This is a genomic window from Tessaracoccus aquimaris (genome assembly GCF_001997345.1).
Lineage (GTDB): Bacteria > Actinomycetota > Actinomycetes > Propionibacteriales > Propionibacteriaceae > Arachnia > Arachnia aquimaris.
In genome coordinates this window covers 300,028-320,016 of sequence record NZ_CP019606.1, presented here as the reverse complement: position 1 = coordinate 320,016, position 19,989 = coordinate 300,028, and the positions used below count along the sequence as shown (strand labels likewise).

Annotated in this window: 16 protein-coding genes, 3 tRNA genes and 2 pseudogenes; 10 read left to right on the top strand and 11 right to left on the bottom strand. The window is 69.3% G+C overall.

Annotation, left to right across the window (positions count from 1 at the left end):
• Positions 1 to 13 precede the first annotated feature (13 nt).
• The 3 genes from rpmG to BW730_RS01455 form a co-directional block, all read right to left on the bottom strand.
• A complete protein-coding gene (rpmG, locus tag BW730_RS01465; RefSeq protein ID WP_077684751.1) occupies positions 14 to 184 on the bottom strand; it encodes a 50S ribosomal protein L33 in 171 nt (56 codons plus the stop codon).
• Between the two features lie 43 nt (positions 185 to 227).
• Positions 228 to 303 (bottom strand) — tRNA-Met (locus tag BW730_RS01460).
• A gap of 38 nt (positions 304 to 341) precedes the next feature.
• Positions 342 to 414 (bottom strand) — tRNA-Thr (locus BW730_RS01455).
• A gap of 602 nt (positions 415 to 1,016) precedes the next feature.
• Between BW730_RS01455 and BW730_RS01450 the strand changes: the two genes are divergently transcribed.
• On the top strand, positions 1,017 to 1,967 hold the full coding sequence (locus tag BW730_RS01450) for a DUF559 domain-containing protein (RefSeq protein WP_145952674.1): 951 nt from the start codon (positions 1,017 to 1,019) through the stop codon (positions 1,965 to 1,967).
• Here the strand turns inward: BW730_RS01450 and BW730_RS01445 are convergent.
• Both BW730_RS01445 and BW730_RS01440 read right to left on the bottom strand, forming a co-directional pair.
• A complete protein-coding gene (locus BW730_RS01445) occupies positions 1,964 to 2,674 on the bottom strand; it encodes a purine-nucleoside phosphorylase (RefSeq protein WP_077684749.1) in 711 nt (236 codons plus the stop codon). The genes BW730_RS01450 and BW730_RS01445 overlap by 4 nt on opposite strands.
• Positions 2,675 to 2,736: 62 nt before the next feature.
• Positions 2,737 to 2,819: transfer RNA gene (locus BW730_RS01440), tRNA-Tyr, on the bottom strand.
• A gap of 197 nt (positions 2,820 to 3,016) precedes the next feature.
• Here BW730_RS01440 and BW730_RS01435 point away from each other — a divergent pair.
• The 3 genes from BW730_RS01435 to BW730_RS01425 all read left to right on the top strand — a co-directional run bounded on the left by BW730_RS01435 (position 3,017) and on the right by BW730_RS01425 (position 4,975).
• Positions 3,017 to 3,508, top strand: a complete 492-nt coding sequence (locus tag BW730_RS01435; RefSeq protein ID WP_077684748.1) for a YajQ family cyclic di-GMP-binding protein — start codon at positions 3,017 to 3,019, stop codon at positions 3,506 to 3,508.
• Positions 3,509 to 3,581: 73 nt separating this feature from the next.
• Positions 3,582 to 4,082, top strand: coding sequence for a GNAT family N-acetyltransferase (locus BW730_RS01430; RefSeq protein ID WP_226996972.1), 501 nt, complete (start codon positions 3,582 to 3,584; stop codon positions 4,080 to 4,082).
• Positions 4,079 to 4,975 (top strand): exodeoxyribonuclease III, encoded by an 897-nt coding sequence (locus BW730_RS01425; RefSeq protein WP_077684746.1) that lies wholly within the window; start codon positions 4,079 to 4,081, stop codon positions 4,973 to 4,975. Before BW730_RS01430 ends, BW730_RS01425 begins: the two co-directional genes overlap by 4 nt.
• Here the strand turns inward: BW730_RS01425 and mptB are convergent.
• Genes mptB through BW730_RS01405 form a run of 4 tightly spaced genes read right to left on the bottom strand, consistent with a single transcriptional unit; the run spans position 4,951 to position 7,646 of the window.
• On the bottom strand, positions 4,951 to 6,441 hold the full coding sequence (mptB, locus tag BW730_RS01420; protein WP_077684745.1) for a polyprenol phosphomannose-dependent alpha 1,6 mannosyltransferase MptB: 1,491 nt from the start codon (positions 6,439 to 6,441) through the stop codon (positions 4,951 to 4,953). The two genes, BW730_RS01425 and mptB, sit on opposite strands and share 25 nt — an antisense overlap.
• Positions 6,434 to 6,751: a 4Fe-4S binding protein gene (locus tag BW730_RS01415; protein ID WP_077684744.1), complete on the bottom strand. Its 318-nt coding sequence runs from the start codon at positions 6,749 to 6,751 to the stop codon at positions 6,434 to 6,436. The genes mptB and BW730_RS01415 overlap by 8 nt, the downstream gene beginning before the upstream one ends.
• On the bottom strand, positions 6,748 to 7,257 hold the full coding sequence (locus BW730_RS01410; protein ID WP_077684743.1) for an NADH-quinone oxidoreductase subunit C: 510 nt from the start codon (positions 7,255 to 7,257) through the stop codon (positions 6,748 to 6,750). Before BW730_RS01410 ends, BW730_RS01415 begins: the two co-directional genes overlap by 4 nt.
• Positions 7,254 to 7,646, bottom strand: a complete 393-nt coding sequence (locus BW730_RS01405; RefSeq protein ID WP_077684742.1) for an NADH-quinone oxidoreductase subunit B — start codon at positions 7,644 to 7,646, stop codon at positions 7,254 to 7,256. The genes BW730_RS01410 and BW730_RS01405 overlap by 4 nt, the downstream gene beginning before the upstream one ends.
• Positions 7,647 to 7,910: 264 nt before the next feature.
• Here BW730_RS01405 and BW730_RS18930 point away from each other — a divergent pair, with 264 nt between their 5' ends.
• The 6 genes and pseudogenes from BW730_RS18930 to BW730_RS01375 all read left to right on the top strand — a co-directional run bounded on the left by BW730_RS18930 (position 7,911) and on the right by BW730_RS01375 (position 17,096).
• Positions 7,911 to 8,708: an SWIM zinc finger family protein gene (locus BW730_RS18930; protein WP_077684741.1), complete on the top strand. Its 798-nt coding sequence runs from the start codon at positions 7,911 to 7,913 to the stop codon at positions 8,706 to 8,708.
• Positions 8,645 to 10,858: a DEAD/DEAH box helicase gene (locus tag BW730_RS01395; protein WP_077684740.1), complete on the top strand. Its 2,214-nt coding sequence runs from the start codon at positions 8,645 to 8,647 to the stop codon at positions 10,856 to 10,858. Before BW730_RS18930 ends, BW730_RS01395 begins: the two co-directional genes overlap by 64 nt.
• A 59-nt stretch (positions 10,859 to 10,917) precedes the next feature.
• The gene (locus BW730_RS01390) at positions 10,918 to 12,825 is read left to right on the top strand and encodes a 2-oxoacid:acceptor oxidoreductase subunit alpha (RefSeq protein WP_077684739.1); all 1,908 of its coding nucleotides are present in this window, start codon (positions 10,918 to 10,920) and stop codon (positions 12,823 to 12,825) included.
• Positions 12,825 to 13,867, top strand: a pseudogene (locus tag BW730_RS01385) (2-oxoacid:ferredoxin oxidoreductase subunit beta). Before BW730_RS01390 ends, BW730_RS01385 begins: the two are co-directional and overlap by 1 nt.
• The gene (locus BW730_RS01380; RefSeq protein WP_145952672.1) at positions 13,864 to 15,099 is read left to right on the top strand and encodes a hypothetical protein; all 1,236 of its coding nucleotides are present in this window, start codon (positions 13,864 to 13,866) and stop codon (positions 15,097 to 15,099) included. The pseudogene BW730_RS01385 and the gene BW730_RS01380 overlap by 4 nt, the downstream one beginning before the upstream one ends.
• A gap of 51 nt (positions 15,100 to 15,150) precedes the next feature.
• Positions 15,151 to 17,096: pseudogene (locus BW730_RS01375) on the top strand (M13 family metallopeptidase).
• Between the two features lie 21 nt (positions 17,097 to 17,117).
• Here the strand turns inward: BW730_RS01375 and BW730_RS01370 are convergent.
• Both BW730_RS01370 and BW730_RS01365 read right to left on the bottom strand, forming a co-directional pair.
• Entirely contained in the window at positions 17,118 to 18,326 is a 1,209-nt protein-coding gene (locus tag BW730_RS01370) for a hypothetical protein (protein ID WP_077684737.1), read from the bottom strand.
• A gap of 91 nt (positions 18,327 to 18,417) precedes the next feature.
• Positions 18,418 to 19,974 carry an SLC13 family permease gene (locus BW730_RS01365; RefSeq protein ID WP_077684736.1) on the bottom strand — a complete coding sequence of 519 codons (1,557 nt, stop codon included), beginning with the start codon at positions 19,972 to 19,974 and terminating at the stop codon, positions 18,418 to 18,420.
• Positions 19,975 to 19,989: the final 15 nt, after the last annotated feature.

Below are 19,989 nucleotides of genomic sequence, written 5' to 3'. Positions count from 1 at the left end.
GACGTTGCGAGGTTCAGCGGGTCTCGCGGTGCAGCTGGTGCACGCGGCAGCGCGGGCAGAACTTCTTCAGCTCGAGACGATCGGGATCGTTACGGCGGTTCTTCTTCGTGATGTAGTTGCGCTCCTTGCACTCGGTGCAGGCGAGCGTGATCTTGGGACGTACGTCCTGAGACTTCTTAGCCATTTCGCTGTTCCTTTTAGCTAGTGAGCGCTTCTGAGCCGGTTTTTGGTGACGAGGGCGGGACTTGAACCCGCGACACAGCGATTATGAGCCGCTTGCTCTACCGACTGAGCTACCCCGTCAGGAGTTCATCCCGCGGGTGGTGCCGCGAGATGAACAGAGCCCCCATGCGGAATCGAACCGCAGACCTTCTCCTTACCATGGAGACGCTCTGCCTACTGAGCTATAGGGGCCAGCCGACGACCAACCATATACGAGGATTCCCGGGCTTCACAAATCGGGCCTCCACACACTCCCGCCGCCCGATCCGGCCCTGCCCGGCCGCCCCAGGGCGGTGGGCCTGTGGATCCTTGAGCATGATTGGCAAGTCGTTGCGCGACGCGGACCATTGCTGCCGAGGTACGCCCAGCGCCGGCAATGGCCGGGACGCCTGGATCGGGGCCGTTCGACCTGGGACACCCCTGCGTCGGGAGTCGCGTTGAGCAGTAGTCCACACTCGTTCGCCGAATCAGCCACGAACCACGGCGTGTCGCACAACGAACCCACAATGCTGCTCAACCGATGTCCACACCACCACGCCAGACCCCTCGCCCGCGGCGACCAACGTTGAGCAGCAATCCACACTCGATCGCCGAATCAGCCACGAACCACGGCGTGTCGCACAACGAACCCACAATGCTGCTCAACCGATGTCCACACCACCACGCCAGACCCCTCGCCCGCCGCGACCAACGTTTGAGCAGTAGTCCACACTCGATCGCCGAATCAGCCACGAACCACGGCGTGTCGCACAACGAACCCACAATGCTGCTCAACCGATATCCACACCACCGCGTTGCCATGGAACGACTGCCGCGCTTCGTCCAATAGTCATTGCATGAGAGAAGACTTAACGGCACTCTTCGCCGACGGAGCCGTCGTCGCCGCCCGCGAGCATCCGCATCTCGCCCGAGCGCTCAACTCCTGCGCGTTTCGAGGCGAGGTCATCCGGGTCCTACCCGGCGTCTATGCCCTACCGGGACAACTGACGCTTACTGCAAGGCTTCAGGCGGCCTGCGCCTACGGAGCCGGCATCGTGATCACGCGCCAGGCGGCCGCGCACTTCACGTGGTGGCCGGAGCTGCCCCTCCCCGACCTCATCGACGCCGCCAGCCCACGCCACGTCATAGTGGGACATGGCTTCAGGTTCGAGCAGCGCTATGTGCGGCCAGACTTGACGATGCGCCGCTTCGGCATTGCCCTGACGGCGCCCGAACTTACGGTCCTCGATCTCATCGACGACATGGGGCCGATCGCCATCGACGAGGCACTCAAGCGACGCGCTGTGACGCTCCAACGGCTGCGCCGCGCGTTGCATCTGACGCGGGGCAGGCGAGGCAACACGTTGCGGCGCGAGCTCGTTGAGGACTCGAGAGACGAGCCGTGGTCAGAGCTGGAACGCGAGGCGCATCGCAGGTTGCGGTCCGCGGGGATCGACGGCTGGCGCACCAACTACCACGTCCGGGCGGAGGGAAAGTCGTATCGCATCGACATCGCACTCCCGGACATCAAGCTCGGGCTGGAGCTGGACGGTGCCACGTTCCACGACACTGATGCGGCGTTCCACACGGACCGTCGCCGCGACCGAGCGCTGGCACGCGGAGGCTGGCAGATCATCCGGTTCACGGCCCAGTCTCTGGACGAGATCGAGGGGACCGTGCTCAGCATCCGCCAGCAACGCTCCGGCGGCGGTCGGCCCCGTGAACAAGGCCGCCCGACTCTGAGGCGGTCAGCGAGGTGGGCCTAAGCCTTCAGCCCAGCGATCGCCGCCTCGAGCGCATCCTGGAACAGGGTCTCCCGCTCGTCCGCGGTGAGGTCGCCCGAGCCGTCGAACAGGTGGTCGGAGACGGTCAGCACCGCCAGCGCCTCGGCCCCCGCAGCCAGCGCGCAGGCGTAGAGGCCCGCGGCCTCCATCTCGACGCCGAGGGTGCCGAGCTTCTCCAGCGCGGGGACGATGTCCATCCGCGAGCTGTAGAAGAAGTCGCTGGTGTAGACCGGCCCGATGTGGACCCTCTTGCCCGACGCGCGGGCCTGGTCGACGGCGCCTCGCAGCATGTCGAAGGACGGCGCGAGCGACAAGGTAACGCCCGGGATGTCGATGGTCGACACGCTGGAGTTGGTGTGCGCAGAGGACGCGACGATGACGTCGCGGACGGCGACCTGCTTCGAGATGCCGCCGCAGGTGCCGACGCGGCAGATTCGCTTGACGCCGAACTGCGAGTACAGCTCGGTGGCGTAGATCGACAGGCTCGGCACGCCCATGCCGGAGGCCATCGCCGTCATCGGGACGCCGTCGATGGTTCCGGTCCATGCGCCGATCCCCCGCACGTCGGAGACCAGGCGGGCCCCCTCCATCCGCGTCTTGGCGATGCGCTCGGCGCGCTTCGGGTCGCCGGGCATGATGACGAGTTCTGCGATGTCGCCGGGCTCGCACGCGATGTGTGGGGTGGCCATCGTCGGCCTCCTTCTCTGCAGGAAATGATTAAGGCCCCGAATCAATCCGATCCGGGGCCTTGTGGCAGGTGTTGGATTTGAACCAACGTAGGACAACGCCGACGGTTTTACAGACCGCTCCCTTTGGCCACTCGGGCAACCTGCCATGCCGGTTTACCGGCGCGGACGAGCATAGCAGCAGGGTCGCGGCGACGGCAAAGCGGCGGGCCATCCTCGCGGCGGGCTGGCACAATGGCCTGACGAAGAGCAGTTTCCGCGCTCGTTGCCGCCCATGAGCGCGCCCACAAGCGCCGGGGGCGACGAGCGACGGAGACTGCCGAAGGCCACCCACCGGAGGACACCATGGCAGCGGATAGCTCGTTCGACATCGTCAGCAAGGTCGACCGTCAAGAGGTCGACAACGCCCTGAACCAGGCGGCCAAGGAGGTGTCGCAGCGCTTCGACTTCAAGAACACCGACGCCAAGATCGCGTGGTCAGGCGAGTCGATCGAACTGGAGGCCGTCTCGGAGGAGCGCGTCAAGGCGGTCCTTGACGTGTTCCAGTCGAAGCTCGCCCGCCGCGGCGTCAGCCTCAAGGCCCTCGACGCGGGCGACCCGCGCCCCTCCGGCAAGCTGTGGAAGATCACGGCGACCACCAAGGAGGGCATCAAGCAGGAGGACGCCAAGAAGATCACCAAGCTGATCCGCGACGAGGGCCCCAAGGGCGTCAAGGCGCAGATCCAGGGCGACGAGTTGCGCGTCTCCTCGAAGAGCCGTGACGACCTGCAGGACGTCCAGAAGCTGATCAAGGATCAGGACTACGACTTCGCCGTCCAGTACGTCAACTACCGCTGACGATCGCCACCGTCCGTGCTGATCTTGAGCCACCCAACCACACACCCGGAGAACGCCCTTGCTAGCCCTCAGAGTGCTGCGTCCTGACGACGCGGCCGACGTCCTTGCCGCCTTCCAGTCCGACCCCGGGATGGCGCGACAGGGCACCGTCACGACGATCGAGCAGGCCGACGGGTACGTCGCGGGGCTGCTGACCGGGGAGCGGCACCACGCCTTCGCCATCACCGACGACGACCGGCTCGTTGGGCTCGTCGGGATCACCGTCGACGCCGCCAACAAGGTCGGCTGGTTCTGGTATTGGATGAACAAGTCGCACCGCGGCCGCGGCTGGGCGTCCAAGGCGGCCACCGCCGTCGCCAACTGGGCCCTCACCTCCGGAGGCTGCGAGCGGCTCGAACTCGGCCACCGCGCCGACAATCCGCTCTCCGGGAACGTCGCGGGCGCGGCGGGATTCGTGCACGAGGGCCGCGAGCGCGGCAAGTTCCTGATCGACGGCGAGCGCGTCGACGTGCTGACCTACGGCCGCCTGGTGGGCGACCCGTGGCCGCAGGCCGTGCTGGACATCACCCGATGAGGCGCATCGGCACCCACAACGTCAACGGCATCCGCGCGGCCATGCGCCGCGGGTTCCGGCCCTTCTGGGACGCGAGGAAGGCCGACGTGATCGCTCTGCAGGAGGTGCGCTGCCGCATCGACGACCTCCCCCTCGATGCGTTCGACGGCTACCACGTCACGCTCGACCCCGGGCAGTTGGCCGGCCGCAACGGCGTCGCCGTCCTCACCCGCGAGGCCCCGGTGCGGGTCCGCAGCCTCGCCGACGCCGCCGTCGCGATCACCCCCGGCGAAGAGCCCCGCGAGGTGCCAGCCGAGCGGATCGTCGGGCGCGACCTCGCCCCGTTCGCGGGCGAGGGCCGCTACGTGGAGGTCGACCTCGCAGACGCGCCGCTGCGGATCGGGTCGCTGTACCTGCCGAAGGGCGCCGCATGGCCGCACGAGGAGGGCACCGAAGAGAAGTACCTGCGCAAGATGCGCTTCATGCGGGGGCTGGCCCGGGCGCTCACGGCATCGAAGCGCGAGGCCGCGGCAGACGGCCGCGAACTGCTCGTGATGGGCGACTTCAACATCGCCCACACCAGGCAGGACCTGCGCAACTGGCGCAGCAACCAGAAGTCCGAGGGGTTCCTCCCCGAGGAGCGCGACTGGTTCGGCTCGGTGACCGGCCCGCGGCGGATGGTCGACGTGGTGCGGAGCATGCATCCCGACGACGACGGCCCCTATAGCTGGTGGTCCTGGCGCGGTCAGGCCTTCGCCAACGACTCGGGCTGGCGCATCGACTACCACCTCGCCTCCCCGAGGCTCGCGAAGGCCGCGACTGAGGCGCACGTCGCCCGCGAGGCCAGCTACGAGGAGCGGATCAGCGACCACTGCCCCGTCATCGTCGACTACGACACGTCTGCGCTCGGCTGAAGCTCCTTCTCCTCCATCGGCTGACTCAGCTCGTGTGAGTGCATCGTCCAGTAGGTGGCGACGAACAGGATCAGCACCAGCATCCACAGCCCGTTGCGGATGCCGAAGTTCATGGCGTTGAAGCCGAGCAGCACGACGGTGGCCACGATGGCGGCGCGCAGCGCGCGGGTGCTCGGCTTGGTCATCGGCAGCAGCACCGCTCCCCACAGCAGGTACCACGAGTGGATGGCGGGGGCGCACAGCGCGAACCAGATGAACGAGTAGCTGATGAAGTGCAGCGGCCGCCGCCCGAGGTGCTTCCAGGCGAAGTAGACGATGCCGAGCGCGCCGACGACGCTGCCGACGCCGCGGAAGAAGGTGATGGCGCCGCGCCCGCCCGGGTCGAGGCCGAGCCAGTTGATCGGGTACTGCACGATGTGGCCGAGCACGGTGAACGGCGAGACGGTGTCAACCATGCCCGGCACGTTGATGGCGTTGATCCAGCCGAAGCCGAGACCGGAGGCGAACGAGATCGCCGCGAACACGGCCACCGAGATGGCCAGCGACGCGGTCGCCTTGCCGACGGCCCACGCGACGGCGCGCGGCCGCCACGACGTCCACGGGACCACCAGGAACGGCAGCGCAACGGCGGCCAGGAACGCGGGCTGCTTGATGGCGGCCGCGACCCCGATCACCAGCGCGCCGAGCCACCAATGCCGGTACCGCATGGTCAGCCAGATGCCGAGCAGCATCAGGCCGGTCATCTGCGAGTCGTTGTGCGCGCCGCCGATGAAGTCGATCACCAGGATCGGGTTGAGCACCGAGAACCAACTGGCCGCCGCCGGGTCGACGCCGACCCTCCGCGCGATCCGCGGCACCAGGCGCCCGATCAGTGCGACCCCGATCAGCGCCGGCACCCGCATCAGGACGGCGGACAGGAACGGGTCGAACCCCGCCAGGATGACGATGCCGTGGCTCATCCACAGCGACAGCGGCCCGTACGGCGCCGTCGTCTCCCGCCACACCCAGGCGACCTGGTCGGCGTAGTAGCCGGGCAGGATGCCCGGCCCGACGGCGTAGGGGCTCATGTTGTTGTGGATCAGCCAGCCGTGCGCCGCGTAGGAGTAGGCGTCGTGGCTGAAGATCGGCGGGCCGAACAGCATCGGCAGCGCGATGATGGCCAGCACCGCCCAGTGCCTGAGCTGGGGCCGCCCCTGCGCGCGGCGCTTGGCGGGCCGCAGCCGGAACCACGACTCAAGCAGCAGCATCAGCCCGACGAGGGTCGCGATGGTGCCGACCCACTTGGTGGTGGGCCCGTCGATGCCGAGGCCGCGCAGCACGTCCCACATGGGCGAGGCCTGCGGAAGGTAGGCGGGGCTCAGCGAGCCGATCAGGATGCAGAGGCTGCCGACGAAGCCGGCCCAGACCGCCCGCGAGCCGGCCGCCTGCCGGAGGTCACCCAGCGCGCCGGCGAGCCTGCTACGCACCGCTGTCCCTGCCCAACTGCCCCCTGTCGTGGAGCAGGTCGACCAGCCGGTCGGCCGACGGCACGTGCGCGCCGCCCCACACCAGCGCATCGGTGGGGCACTGCTCGATGCAGACGCCGCAGTACATGCACAGCGCCCAGTCGATCGTGAAGGTGTCGAGCACGTTGTGGGTGCGGGGCCGCGCGCCGGGCGCGGGCACGCTCTGCTCCTGGTGCGACGTGAGCGTGATGCACCAGGTGGGGCACTCGCGGGCGCAGATCATGCACGAGGTGCACAGGTCGTCGATCAGGTCGATGGAGCCGTGGATCATCGGATCCTCCTGACGCGGGCCCCGGTCGCCGACAGCGCCACGTCGGCGGCGGTGGCGTCCGGATCGGCGAGGACGGCGGGGTCGGGCACCCCGGGCGGCACCAGCTTGCGTCGGCTCGGGGAGGCTCCCGACTCCCCCGGCTCAAGCGCGCCTGGCCAAGGGGTCGTCTGCCGTTGGGTGAGCAGCACGTCCTTGCGCATCGGCGCGCCTCCGCCGTGGTGGATCAGGGGGCGGTTGTCGCCGCCCTCGAACTCGACGCCGAAGAAGTCGTGGGCCTGCCGCTGCAGGAAGGCCGCGCCGCGGAACAGGTCGGTCAGGTCGGGCAGTCGCGGGTCGGACCGGTCGGTGCTGGCCTCGATCCGGCGTTCCTCGCCCGTGTCGGGGTTCAGCAACCGCACGATGACCCGGATCTCGTCGCTGTGGCCGACCTCGTCGACGGCTGTCAGGCCGAGCAGGAAGGTGTGGCCGGCGCCCTTTGCGGAGGCGACGTCGTCGTGCAGGCTCATGAGGCGCGCTCCGCGGCCAGGTAGTCGTGCAGGGCGCTGGGCGGCGGAGGGCAGCCCGCGATGAAGTGGTCGACCGGCACCAGAAGTTCGGCTCCCCTGACGACGGCGTAGGAGTCCCAGTAGGGCCCGCCGACACAGGCGCAGGCACCGAACGCGACCACCTTCGACCCCTCGGGGACGGCGTCGAGCACCTGGGTGATGGCCGGAAGCATCGGACGGGTGATGGTGCCGGACAAGGTGACGACGACCTTCGAGCCGTGCGGGATCTCACCGATGGCGACGCCACCCCTGCTCCCGGCAGCGGCCTGGGTCTCCAGCGCACAGCAGGCCAGCGGCACGTCGACGACGTACACGGACCCGTCGTCGAACCAGTCCCTCGCTGCAACCATGCGTCGCAGTCTACGGCGAATCGGAATGCCCACCTTCTCTCCGAGCCGAGGTGCGCATAGACTCACGAGTTCGATGATCACTTTCCCTGACTGGGTCCGCGAGGCCTCCGACGCGGCGCTCAACCGACACTTTGGCGCGAGCACCGTCGCCCGGGGCAGGCAATACGCCAACCTCGGACGGGTGGGAGAGATCCAGGCCAGCGGCACGTTGGCGACCGCTCCGGTGCGGGGAAGCGGGTACCGCGCCTACACCTCAAGCGTCGCGTGCTCGGGGGCATCGACACCCTGGTCGCGACCTGCAGTTGCCCGATGCGCTACGACTGCAAGCACACCGTCGCGCTGATCCTCACGATGCGCTCGCCGGCACAGCACCGCACCGCGCCGACCTGGCAACAGATCCTCTCCCCGTTCGCGGGCACCGCGTCGGTGACGGGTAAGCCGCTCGCGCTGCAGGTCACCGAGGAGGGCGCCAACCTGGCGCTGCGGCCGCTGCGCAAGGGGGCCCGAGGCAACTGGGTCCGCACGGGCGCCACCTGGGACGAGGTCGCCACCCAAGGAGGCGACTTCGTCCCCGTTCAGCGCGACGCGCTGCTTGCGCTGCTGGAGTGCCGCACCGGAGGACCGTTTCGGCCGCGCACCGACTCGCTGCTGATCACCGACCTGCTCCCCGCGTTCTGGCCCGCACTCCGCAGGGCCGTCGACGCGGGCGTCGCGCTGGTCGCTGGCACCTCGGTCACTGGGCGCGACCTGCCCGATCCGACGCTCTCGCCCGACCCGTTCGAACCCATCGCCGCGATCCTTCCGGGGCCCGCAGGGTCGCTGACGGTCGACCCGATGCTCTCCACGCCGCTCGGTGTCATCCCGCTCCCCCGCGGGCCTACCTCGGCAGGCCCGCGCACGGCGTCGCGTTCGCCGTCGGGGACTCCATGTGGCTCGCACCGTTGTCCCGCACGCTTGACCCCGCTCAGCAGGCGCTCTTCCAGCAGATCCGGGTCTCGGTGCCCGCCTCCGACATCGACGACTTCGCGACCAGGTTCCTGCCCCGGCTGCGCGCCCGGATGAGCGTCGCGGTCGACGAGACGCTCGACCTGCCGGAGCCGAGCGCCCCGCATCTGCTGTGCCGCGTCGAGTTCCGTGAGACGTCCGCCTCGGTGCACTGGGGCTTCAGGTACCGGTTGGGCGAACGCACGATCGACGTGGGCCTGGCGGGCGGCGACGACAAGATCGCGCGCGACCCGCGCGCCGAGGCCGAGCTCAGCGCCGCGGTCCCGCAGGGAACGTGGAAGTCCGGCGACGACTTACTTCCCGCGTTCCTGACGGGGCGCGGCCTGATCAAGTTCGTGTCATCGGCGCTGCCCGCACTGCGGGCGGACGACCGGGTGGAGGTCGACGTCAACGTGGAACCGCCGCGCTACCGGGAGGCGGACGAGCCCGCCCAGGTGCGGCTCTCGGTCAGCCAGCCGGTGGCGGGCGACTGGTTCGACCTGCACATCGATGTGCGCGTCGGGGACGAGGCGGTCCCGCTTGCCGACCTGATGCGGGCCCTCGCCGCAGGGGACGACCATCTGCTGCTGGCGTCGGGCACCTGGTTCGCGCTCGACGCGCCGGAGTTCGGGGAACTGCGTCAGCTCATCGAGGAGGCCCGGCTGATCGCCGACACCGATGACGACACGTTCCGGCTGCGCCCTGAACATGCGGGGCTGTGGGAGGAACTGGTCCGGCTGGGGATCGTCACCCATCAGGCCGACGCGTGGCGCGACGCCGTCGGCGCGCTCATCGACCCTGAGTCGCTGCCGGACGAGCCGGTGCCTGCAGGGTTGGACGCGACGCTTCGGCCCTATCAGGAGACGGGTTTCCGCTGGCTAAGGTTCCTGTGGCGCACCGGGCTCGGCGGGATCCTCGCCGACGAGATGGGCCTCGGCAAGACGGTCCAGGCGCTGGCCGCCGCCCAGGCCGCCCTGGAGGCGGGCGAACTGACCCGCCCGATGCTGGTGGTCGCGCCGACCTCCGTGATGGGCACCTGGTCGGCCGAGGCGGCCCGCTTCGCGCCCGACCTGCGGGTCGTCACGATCTCCGCGACCGGCGCCAAGCGCGGCGTCCCGCTCCCGGAGGCGGTCGACGGCGCGCACCTCGTCATCACGTCGTACACGCTGCTTCGCCTCGAGGCCGACGCCTACGCGGCGCTTCCCTGGTCGGCGGTGCTGCTCGACGAGGCCCAGTTCGTGAAGAACCACGCGTCGAAGGCCTACCACGCGGTGCGGGCCCTCGACGCGCGCGTCAAGGTGGCGCTGACGGGCACCCCGCTCGAGAACAACGTGATGGACCTGTGGTCGCTGCTGTCGATCACCGCCCCCGGACTGTTCCCGGACCCGAGGCAGTTCACCACCGACTACCGCAAGCCCATCGAGGCCGGCGACTCGGAGGCGCTCGCCCGGCTGCGGCGCAGGATCCGCCCGCTGATCCTGCGCAGGACCAAGTCCGCAGTCGCCGCAGAACTGCCGGTCAAGCAGGAACAGATCGTGCCGGTCGAGCTGGCGCCGGGGCACCGGCGCACCTACGACCGCTACCTGGCGCGCGAGCGCCAGAAGGTGCTGGGCCTGCTCGGCGACCTGTCGCGCAACCGGATCACGATCCTCTCCTCGCTGACGATGCTGCGGCAACTCAGCCTCTCCCCGGCGCTGGTCGACGGCGAAGCGGCGGCCGCTTCCGCCAAGATCGACGCACTGGTCGAGATGCTCGACGAGATCGTCGCGGAGGGGCACCGCGCCCTGGTCTTCTCGCAGTTCACCGGCTTCCTGGCCCTCGTGCGCGAGCGCCTGGACCGGGAGGGCATCGGCTACGAGTACCTCGACGGCCGCACCCGCGACCGGGCCGCGCGGATCGCGTCGTTCCGTGAGGGCGAGGCTCCGGTGTTCCTGATCAGCCTCAAAGCAGGCGGCTTCGGCCTGACGCTGACGGAGGCCGACTACGTGTTCATCCTCGACCCGTGGTGGAACCCTGCCGCGGAGAACCAGGCCATCGACCGGGCGCACCGGATCGGGCAGGACAAGCCGGTCAACGTCTACCGGCTCGTCTCCGCCGACACCATCGAGGACAAGGTGGTGGCGCTGCAGCAGCGCAAGCGCGACCTGTTCGACTCGGTCGTCGGGACCGGGTCCGACGCGAGCGCCCCGCTGAGCGCCGACGACATCATGGGCCTGCTCAGCCCTTAACGGGGGCGTTCACTGTCGGCGCAACGGGCATTGAGGCTGGGTGCCGCGGCGGGCCTAGAATGGCGGGGACGCCCACGAGACATCGAGGAAAGACCGCAGTGCCTGAAACGCTCCCCCTGCAACGAGTCGTCATCCGATTCGCAGGTGATTCCGGCGACGGAATGCAGTTGACCGGCGACCGCTTCACCGCGGAGACCGCCATCTTCGGCAACGACATCGCCACCCTCCCCAACTTCCCAGCGGAGATCCGCGCCCCACAGGGCACGCTGCCAGGCGTCTCCAGCTTCCAGTTGCACTTCGCGAACTTCGACATCGTCACCCCGGGCGACGTTCCAGATGTGCTTGTCGCCATGAACCCGGCCGCGCTGAAGGCCAACCTGCGCGACCTGCCGCGCGGCGGCGTCATCATCGTCGACACCGCCGACTTCACCAAGCGCAACCTCGCCAAGATCGGGTGGGCGTCGAACCCGCTCGAGGACGGCACGCTGAGCAACTACTCGGTGCACGCGATCGACCTGACGGGCCTGGCCACCGGCGCGGTCGCCGAGTTCGAGCTGAGCCGCAAGGACGCGTCGCGCACCAAGAACATGTTCGCGCTCGGCCTGCTGAGCTGGCTGTACTCGCGGCCCACAGATGGCACCGTCGACTTCCTCGCCGAGAAGTTCGCGAAGAAGCCGGTCATCCGCGACGCCAACATCGCGGCGTTCAAGGCCGGCTACGCCTACGGGGAGACCACCGAGGTCTTCGAGGTGCAGTACCACGTCGACCCGGCCCCGATGCCGAAGGGCCAGTACCGCCAGATCTCCGGAAACCTCGCCACCGCCTACGGCCTGATGGTCGGCGCGAACAAGGCGGGGATGCAGTTGTTCCTCGGCTCCTACCCGATCACGCCCGCCTCGGACATCCTCCACGAGTTGTCCAAGCGCAAGGACGTCGGTGTGATGACGTTCCAGGCGGAGGACGAGATCGCCGCGGTCGGCGCCGCGGTCGGCGCGTCCTTCGCGGGGGCGCTCGGCGTCACGTCGACGTCGGGCCCGGGTGTGGCGCTGAAGGCCGAGGCCATCGGCCTCGGCGTGATGACGGAACTGCCGCTCGTGGTGGTCAACGTGCAGCGCTCCGGCCCGTCGACGGGCATGCCCACCAAGACCGAGCAGGCCGACCTGATGCAGTCGATCTGGGGCCGCAACGGCGAGTCGCCCGTCCCGGTGATCGCCGCGAAGTCGTCGACCGACTGCTTCGACACCGCGGTGGAGGCCTGCCGGATCGCGGTGAAGTACCGCACCCCGGTGATCATGCTCTCTGACGGCTACCTGGCAAACGGCGCCGAGCCGTGGAAGATCCCGAACCTCGACGACATCGCGCCCATCGAGCCGAACTTCGCCACCGAGATCAACGGCGAGGTCGCGGGCAAGCCGCACTTCATGCCGTACGAGCGCGACCCCGAGACGCTTGCCCGCGCCTGGGCCGTGCCTGGCACCCCCGGCCTCGAGCACCGCATCGGCGGCATCGAGAAGGCCGCCCTGACCGGCGACGTGTCCTACGACCCGGACAACCACGAACTGATGACGCGCACCAGGCACGCCAAGATCAAGGGCATCGTCCGCGACATCCCCGACGTCGAGGTGGACGACCCGAGCGGCGCCGCGAAGGTCCTCGTGCTCGGGTGGGGCTCGACGTTCGGCCCCATCACCGCCTCCGCGCGACGGGTCCGCAAGACGGGCCGAGACGTCGCGACGGCGCACCTGCGTCACCTCAACCCGATGCCTGCCAACCTCGGCGAGGTGCTGCGCGCCTACGACAGCGTCATCGTCCCCGAGATGAACCTCGGGCAACTGTCGACGGTGCTGCGCGCCCGCTACCTCGTCGACGTCACCACCTACTCGCGGGTCCGCGGGCTCCCCATCTCGATCACCGAACTCGAGTCCGACCTGATCGCAGAGATCGACTCCCTGAAGGAGGAGAACTGATGAGCGCCCCCTCCGGCCTGGCAGGCGTGCCGCTGAGCATCGAGCCACTCACCAAGAAGGACTTCACCAGCGACCAGGAGGTCCGCTGGTGCCCCGGCTGCGGCGACTACGCGGTGCTCGCCGCGTTCCAGTCGCTGATGCCGACGCTCGGCATCAAGCGTGAGAACACCGTCATCATCTCCGGCATCGGCTGCTCCTCGCGGTTCCCGTACTACGTCGACTCGTACGGCATGCACTCGATCCACGGCCGTGCGCCCGCGATCGCCACCGGGGTCGCCATGACGCGTCCCGACCTGAACGTGTGGGTCGTCACGGGCGACGGCGACGCGCTGTCGATCGGCGGCAACCACCTGATGCACGCGCTTCGCCGCAACGTGAACATGACGATCATGCTGTTCAACAACCGCATCTACGGCCTCACCAAGGGCCAGTACTCGCCGACCTCCGAGTTGGGCAAGGTCACCAAGTCGACGCCGTACGGCTCGCTCGACACGCCATTCAACCCGGTCTCGCTCGCGATCGGGCGGAGGCGTCTTTCGTGGCCCGCAGCATCGACTCGGACCGCAAGCACCTGACGGAGGTGCTGACCGCCGCCGCGCAGCACCGGGGCACCTCGCTCGTCGAGATCTACCAGAACTGCCCGATCTTCAACGACGACGCGTTCGAGACGTTGAAGGGCCCCGACGGCGCCCTGATCGCGCTGCGCCACGGCGAACCCATCGTGTTCGCCGACGGCCAGTACTGCGTCACCAGGAAGCCGACCGGCGAACTGGTGGTCGCCCCGACGGCCGATGTCGACCCGGCGTCGATCGTGGTGCACGACGAGACCCGCCAGGACCCGTCGCAGGCCTTCGCCCTGTCGCGCCTGACGGAGCCCGGCCTGCTGCGCCAGGCCCCGATCGGCATCTTCCGCAACGTGGAGCGCCCCACCTACGACGACCTCGCCCGCGAACAGATCGCGACGGTGTGCGCCGATGACCCCGGCACGGCGCTAGCCTCGGTCATTGCCGGTAACGACACGTGGGAGGCCGACGAGCGATGAGCGACGGGCAGCGGGGATGGCGTCCAGCCGTGCCCGGCGCCCGCCCCGCATCCGGGCCGCAGACCCAGCCGACGCCTCCGCGTCCGGCGGAGGAGGCCGCCGTCACCCACGGTGAGCCGCGCTTCGACGCCATCGGCCTGCAGTCGGCGCTGACCCGCGCGCGGGACCAGAGCCGCTTCGTCGCGCCAGAGATCGAACCGGAACTCGAGGCGCGCAGTTTCCCGCTCCGCGCCCTGTTGATCGGCTTCGTCGGGGTCCTGGTGGTCGGCGTCCTCGCAGGCTTCGTCTACGTCACCTACCTGCGCCAGCGCGCGGTCGACCCGCAGGTGCTTGCGAAGCCGACGGGCACCGCGACCAACCAGGTGCGGGCGCAGACGCCGCAGGAGATCGTGACGGCCTATTTCCAGGCGCTCGCCGACGGCGACATCGAACGGGCGCTCGCGATGGGCCCGCGCGGCGGCAACGGCTCGGAGCGGCTCATCACCGAGGCCGCCTACGCCACCACACACGGCAAGACCAAGATCGCGAACGTGCAGATCCGCACCCCGGAGCAGGACGCGACGAGGGTGCAGGTGAGCTACACCGTCTCCGGTCGACCGGTGGAGGCGCAGATCGACCTGGACCGGCTCGACACGGGCGAGTACCAACTCAAGCGAACCACCGTCCCGATCCGGATCAGCATCCCCGGCGGCGACTCGGTGCCCCTTGTCGTCAACGGCGTCGCGATCGACCAGGGCCAGGTCTACGAGGTGGTGCCGGGCGTCTACGAACTGGATACCGGGCTGCCGTTCATCGCGTACTCGGAGGCCTCGACGATCACGGTGGTGACGCTGCAGGCCACCGAGGCGCAGGAGTTCTCCCCGACGCCGCAACTCACCGAGGAGGGTCGCAGCGCGTTCATCAGCGCCGCGAACGCCAGCCTCGAGAAGTGCATGGCGGTGAAACGCAAGGCCCCCGCCGACTGCCCGATCGGGATGAGCGCCGCTGCTCCGGTCGACGAGTCGAGCATCAAGCGCACCATCACCAACTCCCCGTGGACGACCGCGCGGCCCGCGCTGACCTCGAGCGACCAGAGCGTCGCCGAGATGACCGTGACGGTGCAGTACACGTTGGGCTACACGCTGCTGGACGGCGGCCGGCAGCCCGAGCAGAGCGAGCAGGCGGTCGTCACGGTGCGGGCGAACGTGCTCGGCTCCTCCGAGGACCAGGTCGCGCCGATCTGGCGCGTGTGACGCGCGGCGTCCCCCGATGCGTGGCTTGGGCCGGCCACTAGGCTGGCCGGCATGACCGAAGCCATCCAGTTCGCCAACTCCGACCCCGCGATCCGCCCCCAGGACGACCTGTTCCGCCACGTCAACGGCGCCTGGTTGGCAACGGCGACGATCGACGCGGACAAGTCGTCGGCGGGCGGTTTCATCGACCTGCGCGACGCGGCCGAACTGGATGTCCGTGACCTGATCGAGGGCCTGACCCCGACCGACGCAGACTCCGACGACGCGCTGATCGCCCGGCTGTACGCCTCGTTCATGGACGAGCAGCGCGTCGAGGACCTGGGCGCCGAGCCGCTGGCTCCCGTGCTCGCCCGGATCGACGCGATCGACTCCCCTCCGCGCTCGCCGCCCACCTTGGCTGGTCGCTGCGGCACGGCCTGAGCCCGCTGGTTGCGCTGTATGAGGAGTCCGACCCGGGCGACCCGGAGCGCTACGCGGTGTTCAGCACGCAGACGGGCCTCGGCCTCCCCGACGAGGCCTACTACCGCGAGGACGGGCACGCCGAGATCCGCGACGCCTACCTCGCGCACCTGACCCGCGTCTTCGACCTGGCGGGCTTCGCCGACGCCGCCGAGCAGGCCGACGCGGTGCTCGACCTCGAGACACGGATCGCGGCCCACCACTGGGACCGCGTGCGGCTGCGCGACCTGCGCGCCATGTACAACCCCATGTCGCTCGACGCCATCGTGGCGGCAACCCCAGGCTTCGACTGGGACGCCTACCTCGAGGGCGGCGACATCCCCCGCGAGAAGCTGGCCGAGGTGATCGTCTCGCAGCCGTCCTTCCTCGAGGGCGCCGCGCAGCTCGTGGCGTCGACCCCGGTGGAGGCGTGGCGCTCCTGGGCGCGCTGGAAGGCGATCTCCGCCCTCTCCGGCTACCTGTCGCGCGCGTTCGTCGACGAGCGCTTCGACTTCTACGAGAAGACGCTCTCTGGCAACGAGGAGCAGCGGCCACGCTGGAAGCGCGGCGTCGCGCTCGTCGAGGGGGTGCTCGGCGAGGCCGTCGGGCGCAGCTACGTCGGCCTGCACTTCCAGCCGGAGAAGAAGGCGGCGATGGACGCCCTGGTCGGCAACCTGCTCGCCGCCTACCGCGCCTCCATCGAGAAGCTCGAATGGATGACCGACGCCACCCGCGAGGAGGCGCTGCGCAAGCTCGCGAAGTTCACGCCGAAGATCGGCTACCCCGATCAGTGGCGCGACTACTCGGCCCTTGAGGTCGGCGACGACCTGGTCGCCAACGTGCTCGCGGCCAACTCCTTCGAGCTCGACTACACGCTCGGCAGGATCGGCGCCCCCGTCGACAAGGGCGAGTGGCAGATGTTCCCGCAGACGGTCAACGCCTACTACCATCCGCTGCGCAACGAGATCGTCTTCCCCGCCGCGATCCTGCAGCCGCCGTTCTTCAACGCCGACGCCGACGACGCCGTCAACTACGGCGCGATTGGCTCGGTGATCGGCCACGAGATCGGGCACGGCTTCGACGACAAGGGCTCCACCTGCGACGGCGACGGCCGGCTGCGCGACTGGTGGCAACCCGCCGACCGGGAGGCCTTCGAGGCGCTCGCCGACAGGCTGATCGACCAGTACGACGGGCTCGTCCCCGAGGGCGTCGACGGCGGAAGCGTCAACGGCAAGCTGACGGTCGGCGAGAACATCGGCGACCTGGGTGGCCTGGACATCGCCTACGAGGCGTGGATGCTCGCGGGCGGCGACCCCGACGGCGAGCCGATCGACGGCCTGACGCCCGCGCAGCGCTTCTTCACGGGCTGGGCGCAGGCCTGGCGCGGCAAGCGCCGCCCCGAGGCCGCGAAGGTGCTGCTCGCGACCGACCCGCACTCCCCCAACGAGTTCCGCTGCAACCAGATCGTGCGCAACCTCGGAGCCTTCTACGAGGCCTTCGGCGTCACCGCCGACGACGACCTGTGGCTCGACCCCGAGGCACGCGTCACGATCTGGTAGCGCTGGTTGGGTCGGCGCCGCTCAGCGGCCGATCTGCGAGGCGATCAGGCCCGTCACGATCACCGAGGTGATGGTGACGGTCGAGAAGCCGGCGATGATCATCTTCGGCAGGATCGCGCCCTCGATGGCGGCGACCTCCGCGTCGTTCTCGCCGACACCCCGCGCGGCCTCCTGGGAAAGGATCATCGTGCCGGGGAAGCCGAACAGGGCCGTCAGGCCGATCGCGATGCCCATCGGGAAGCTGAAGCCGAGCAGCCTGCCGGCGAGGCCCGCGAACACGACGATGCCGAGCACCCCGACCGCGAAGGCGACAAGCAGCGGCACGGCAAGGGAGGCGACGTCGGAAAGGTCGACGTTGGCGAGCGGCGCGAAGATCAGGATCAGGATCGAGATCATCATCAGGCCGTACGCGTCGATGCCGTCGAGGACGCCCGGCTTGAACACGCCGAGGGCGCGCAGCGCGATGCCGAAGATCAGCGCCACCACGAAGGTGTTGAGGATGCCGCCGGTCAACCGGTCGATCCCGATCGACGCGAGCACCACGAGGCCGACCACGACGAGGGTCCCGGCGGTGGTTGTGAGGAACTTGGGCAGCTTCGACGCCACCTTGCCCTCGTCGGCCTCAGACGTGTCGGCCGCGGTGAGTCGGCCGGCGCGGTACTCGCCCTGGAGGCGCTGGGCCTCGCGGCGCAGGATGGGAGTGGCGAGCGGGAAGCCGATCAGGCCCTGCAGCGCGGCGATCAGGACGGGGAAGACGGCGACCGTGGTGAGGCCGACGCCGAGCGCCGCCTCCTGCACGATGAGGACGGAGATGGTGCCGCCCGAGAGGGCGCCGATGCCCGCCACGACATAGTCCATGGTTTGCGCCACCCCCTCGTAGCGGCCCTGGTGGACGCCGCCGCCGATGATCAGCCCGGCGACGAGCAGCGCCACCCCGATGCCGATCACCGTCGCGACGCCGACGACGAAGGTCCGCCACTGCGCCTTGAAGTCGGCAAGGCTGATCATGGTGCCGAGGTGGACGATGATGAAGCCGACGGAGACGCCGCCGAGCGCCAGAAGCGACGAGGAGGAGAGCAGGTCGTCGGGGAAGATGCCGGTGAGGAAGCCGGTGAGGAAGATGATGGAGGCGACGAACAGCGAGGAGAGCTTGGAGTTCGTCTTCTTGGCCACCAGATCGCTGACGGTCCAGATGGCCATCACGATGACGAATGCGAGTACCGCGTTCATGGGGTTCCTTCAAAATGAGGTCAGAAAACAAGCGAGTTTCCAGGTTCGGGGGCGGGTTCCCCTGCACGCATCACCCAGCCAGGGTGACCGTTCACATAGGCCATATCAAGGGCACGAGCAGGATGCCGACGGCCCCGTAGAGCACGAGCAGCACCAAGCCGAGGCGCCAGTAGTCCCCGAACCGGTAGCCGGCAGCCTCCATCACCATCAGGTTGGCGGGGGTCGCGACCGGCGTCAGTAGCGCCCCGGCGGCGAAGACGGCGATGGACACCAGCACCGGAACCGGGGAGATGCCGAGTTGCGTCGCGGCCGAGATGCCGACCGGGATCACGATCAGCGCGGTGGCGGTGTTGCTGATCAACTGTCCAAAGACGGCCGTGATGACGAACAGGCCCGCGAGCAGCGCGTACGGGCCCGCGTCGCCGATCAGGTCGACGAGCCCGGTGGCCAGTTGCTCCGCTGCCCCGCTGTCCTGCATGGCGGCCGACAGCGACATCATGCCGCCGACCAGGATGACGGTGGTCCAGGAGATGCCGTGGTAGGCCTGGTCGACCCTCAGCACGCGCAGCAGGACGATCGCCACGGCCGCGGTGATGCCGACGGCGGCGGGAGGGAAGGCGCCGGTGGCAAGCAGGACGACCATCAGGGCGAGCACCGCGAGGGCCCGCTTCGCGCCTGCCCCGAGCGGCACCGCCTGGCGGCGCACGTGTTCCGGGTCATCGACGGCGATCAGGTTGGGGTCGGCGGCGGCCCGCTCAAGGGCCTCCCACGGTCCCTGCAGCAGCACGGTGTCACCGACGCCGAGCCGCATGGGGCTTCGCACGTCGTGGCCCTTGTGGTGCATCGCGGCGACCACCAGTTCGCCGCTTGAGGTGTGCATCCCGCGGTAGACCAGGTCGGAGACGAACTCGGAACGGGGGCCGATCATGAACTCCGCCGCGCCGCTGCCCCGGTCCATGAGCGGCTCGCCCTCAACCTGGTAGTGCTGGGCAAGCACCTCGGCGTGGCCTCCAAAGTCGCGCAGCGAGCGTTCTGGGCTCCGCGTCGGGATCAGCCTGCCACCGAACAGGACCGACACCGTGATCGTCAGGACGAGCAGCACCACCCCGACCACCGAGATGCTGAACAGCCCCATCCGTCCGCCGTCCACCTCCTCGACCGCGTCCGAGACGAGCACGGTGACGGGAGAGCCGGTGATCAGCAGCAGCGAGCCCGCATGGGCGGCGAACGCGGTAGGCAACAGCAGTTCCGACGGGGACCTTCCGCCCCGCACGGCGATCACGACGACCACGGGAGTCAGTGCCGCCACCGACCCGTTGGGGCTGATCAGCGCCGTCAACAGCGCGACGGCGAGCATCACGGTGATCAGCAGCCGTGCGCGCGAGTCGCCGCCCTTCTCGATGATGAAGTCGCCGACCCATGCGGTCACTCCGGTCGCCTCCAACGCCTCGCTGACCACGAAGAGCGACGCCACGAACAGCGTCGTCGGGTCGCCGAAGCCGCGGACGGCGTCCTCGAGGCTCAGCACGCCGGTCGCCCACAGCGCCACCGGGACGAGCATCGCGACCCCTGCAACGGGGAGCCGGTCGATGACGAACAGCACCACCGTGACGGCGAGCACGAGCAGGGTGATCAGGCTGTCGGACATCAGCCCAACTCCCCC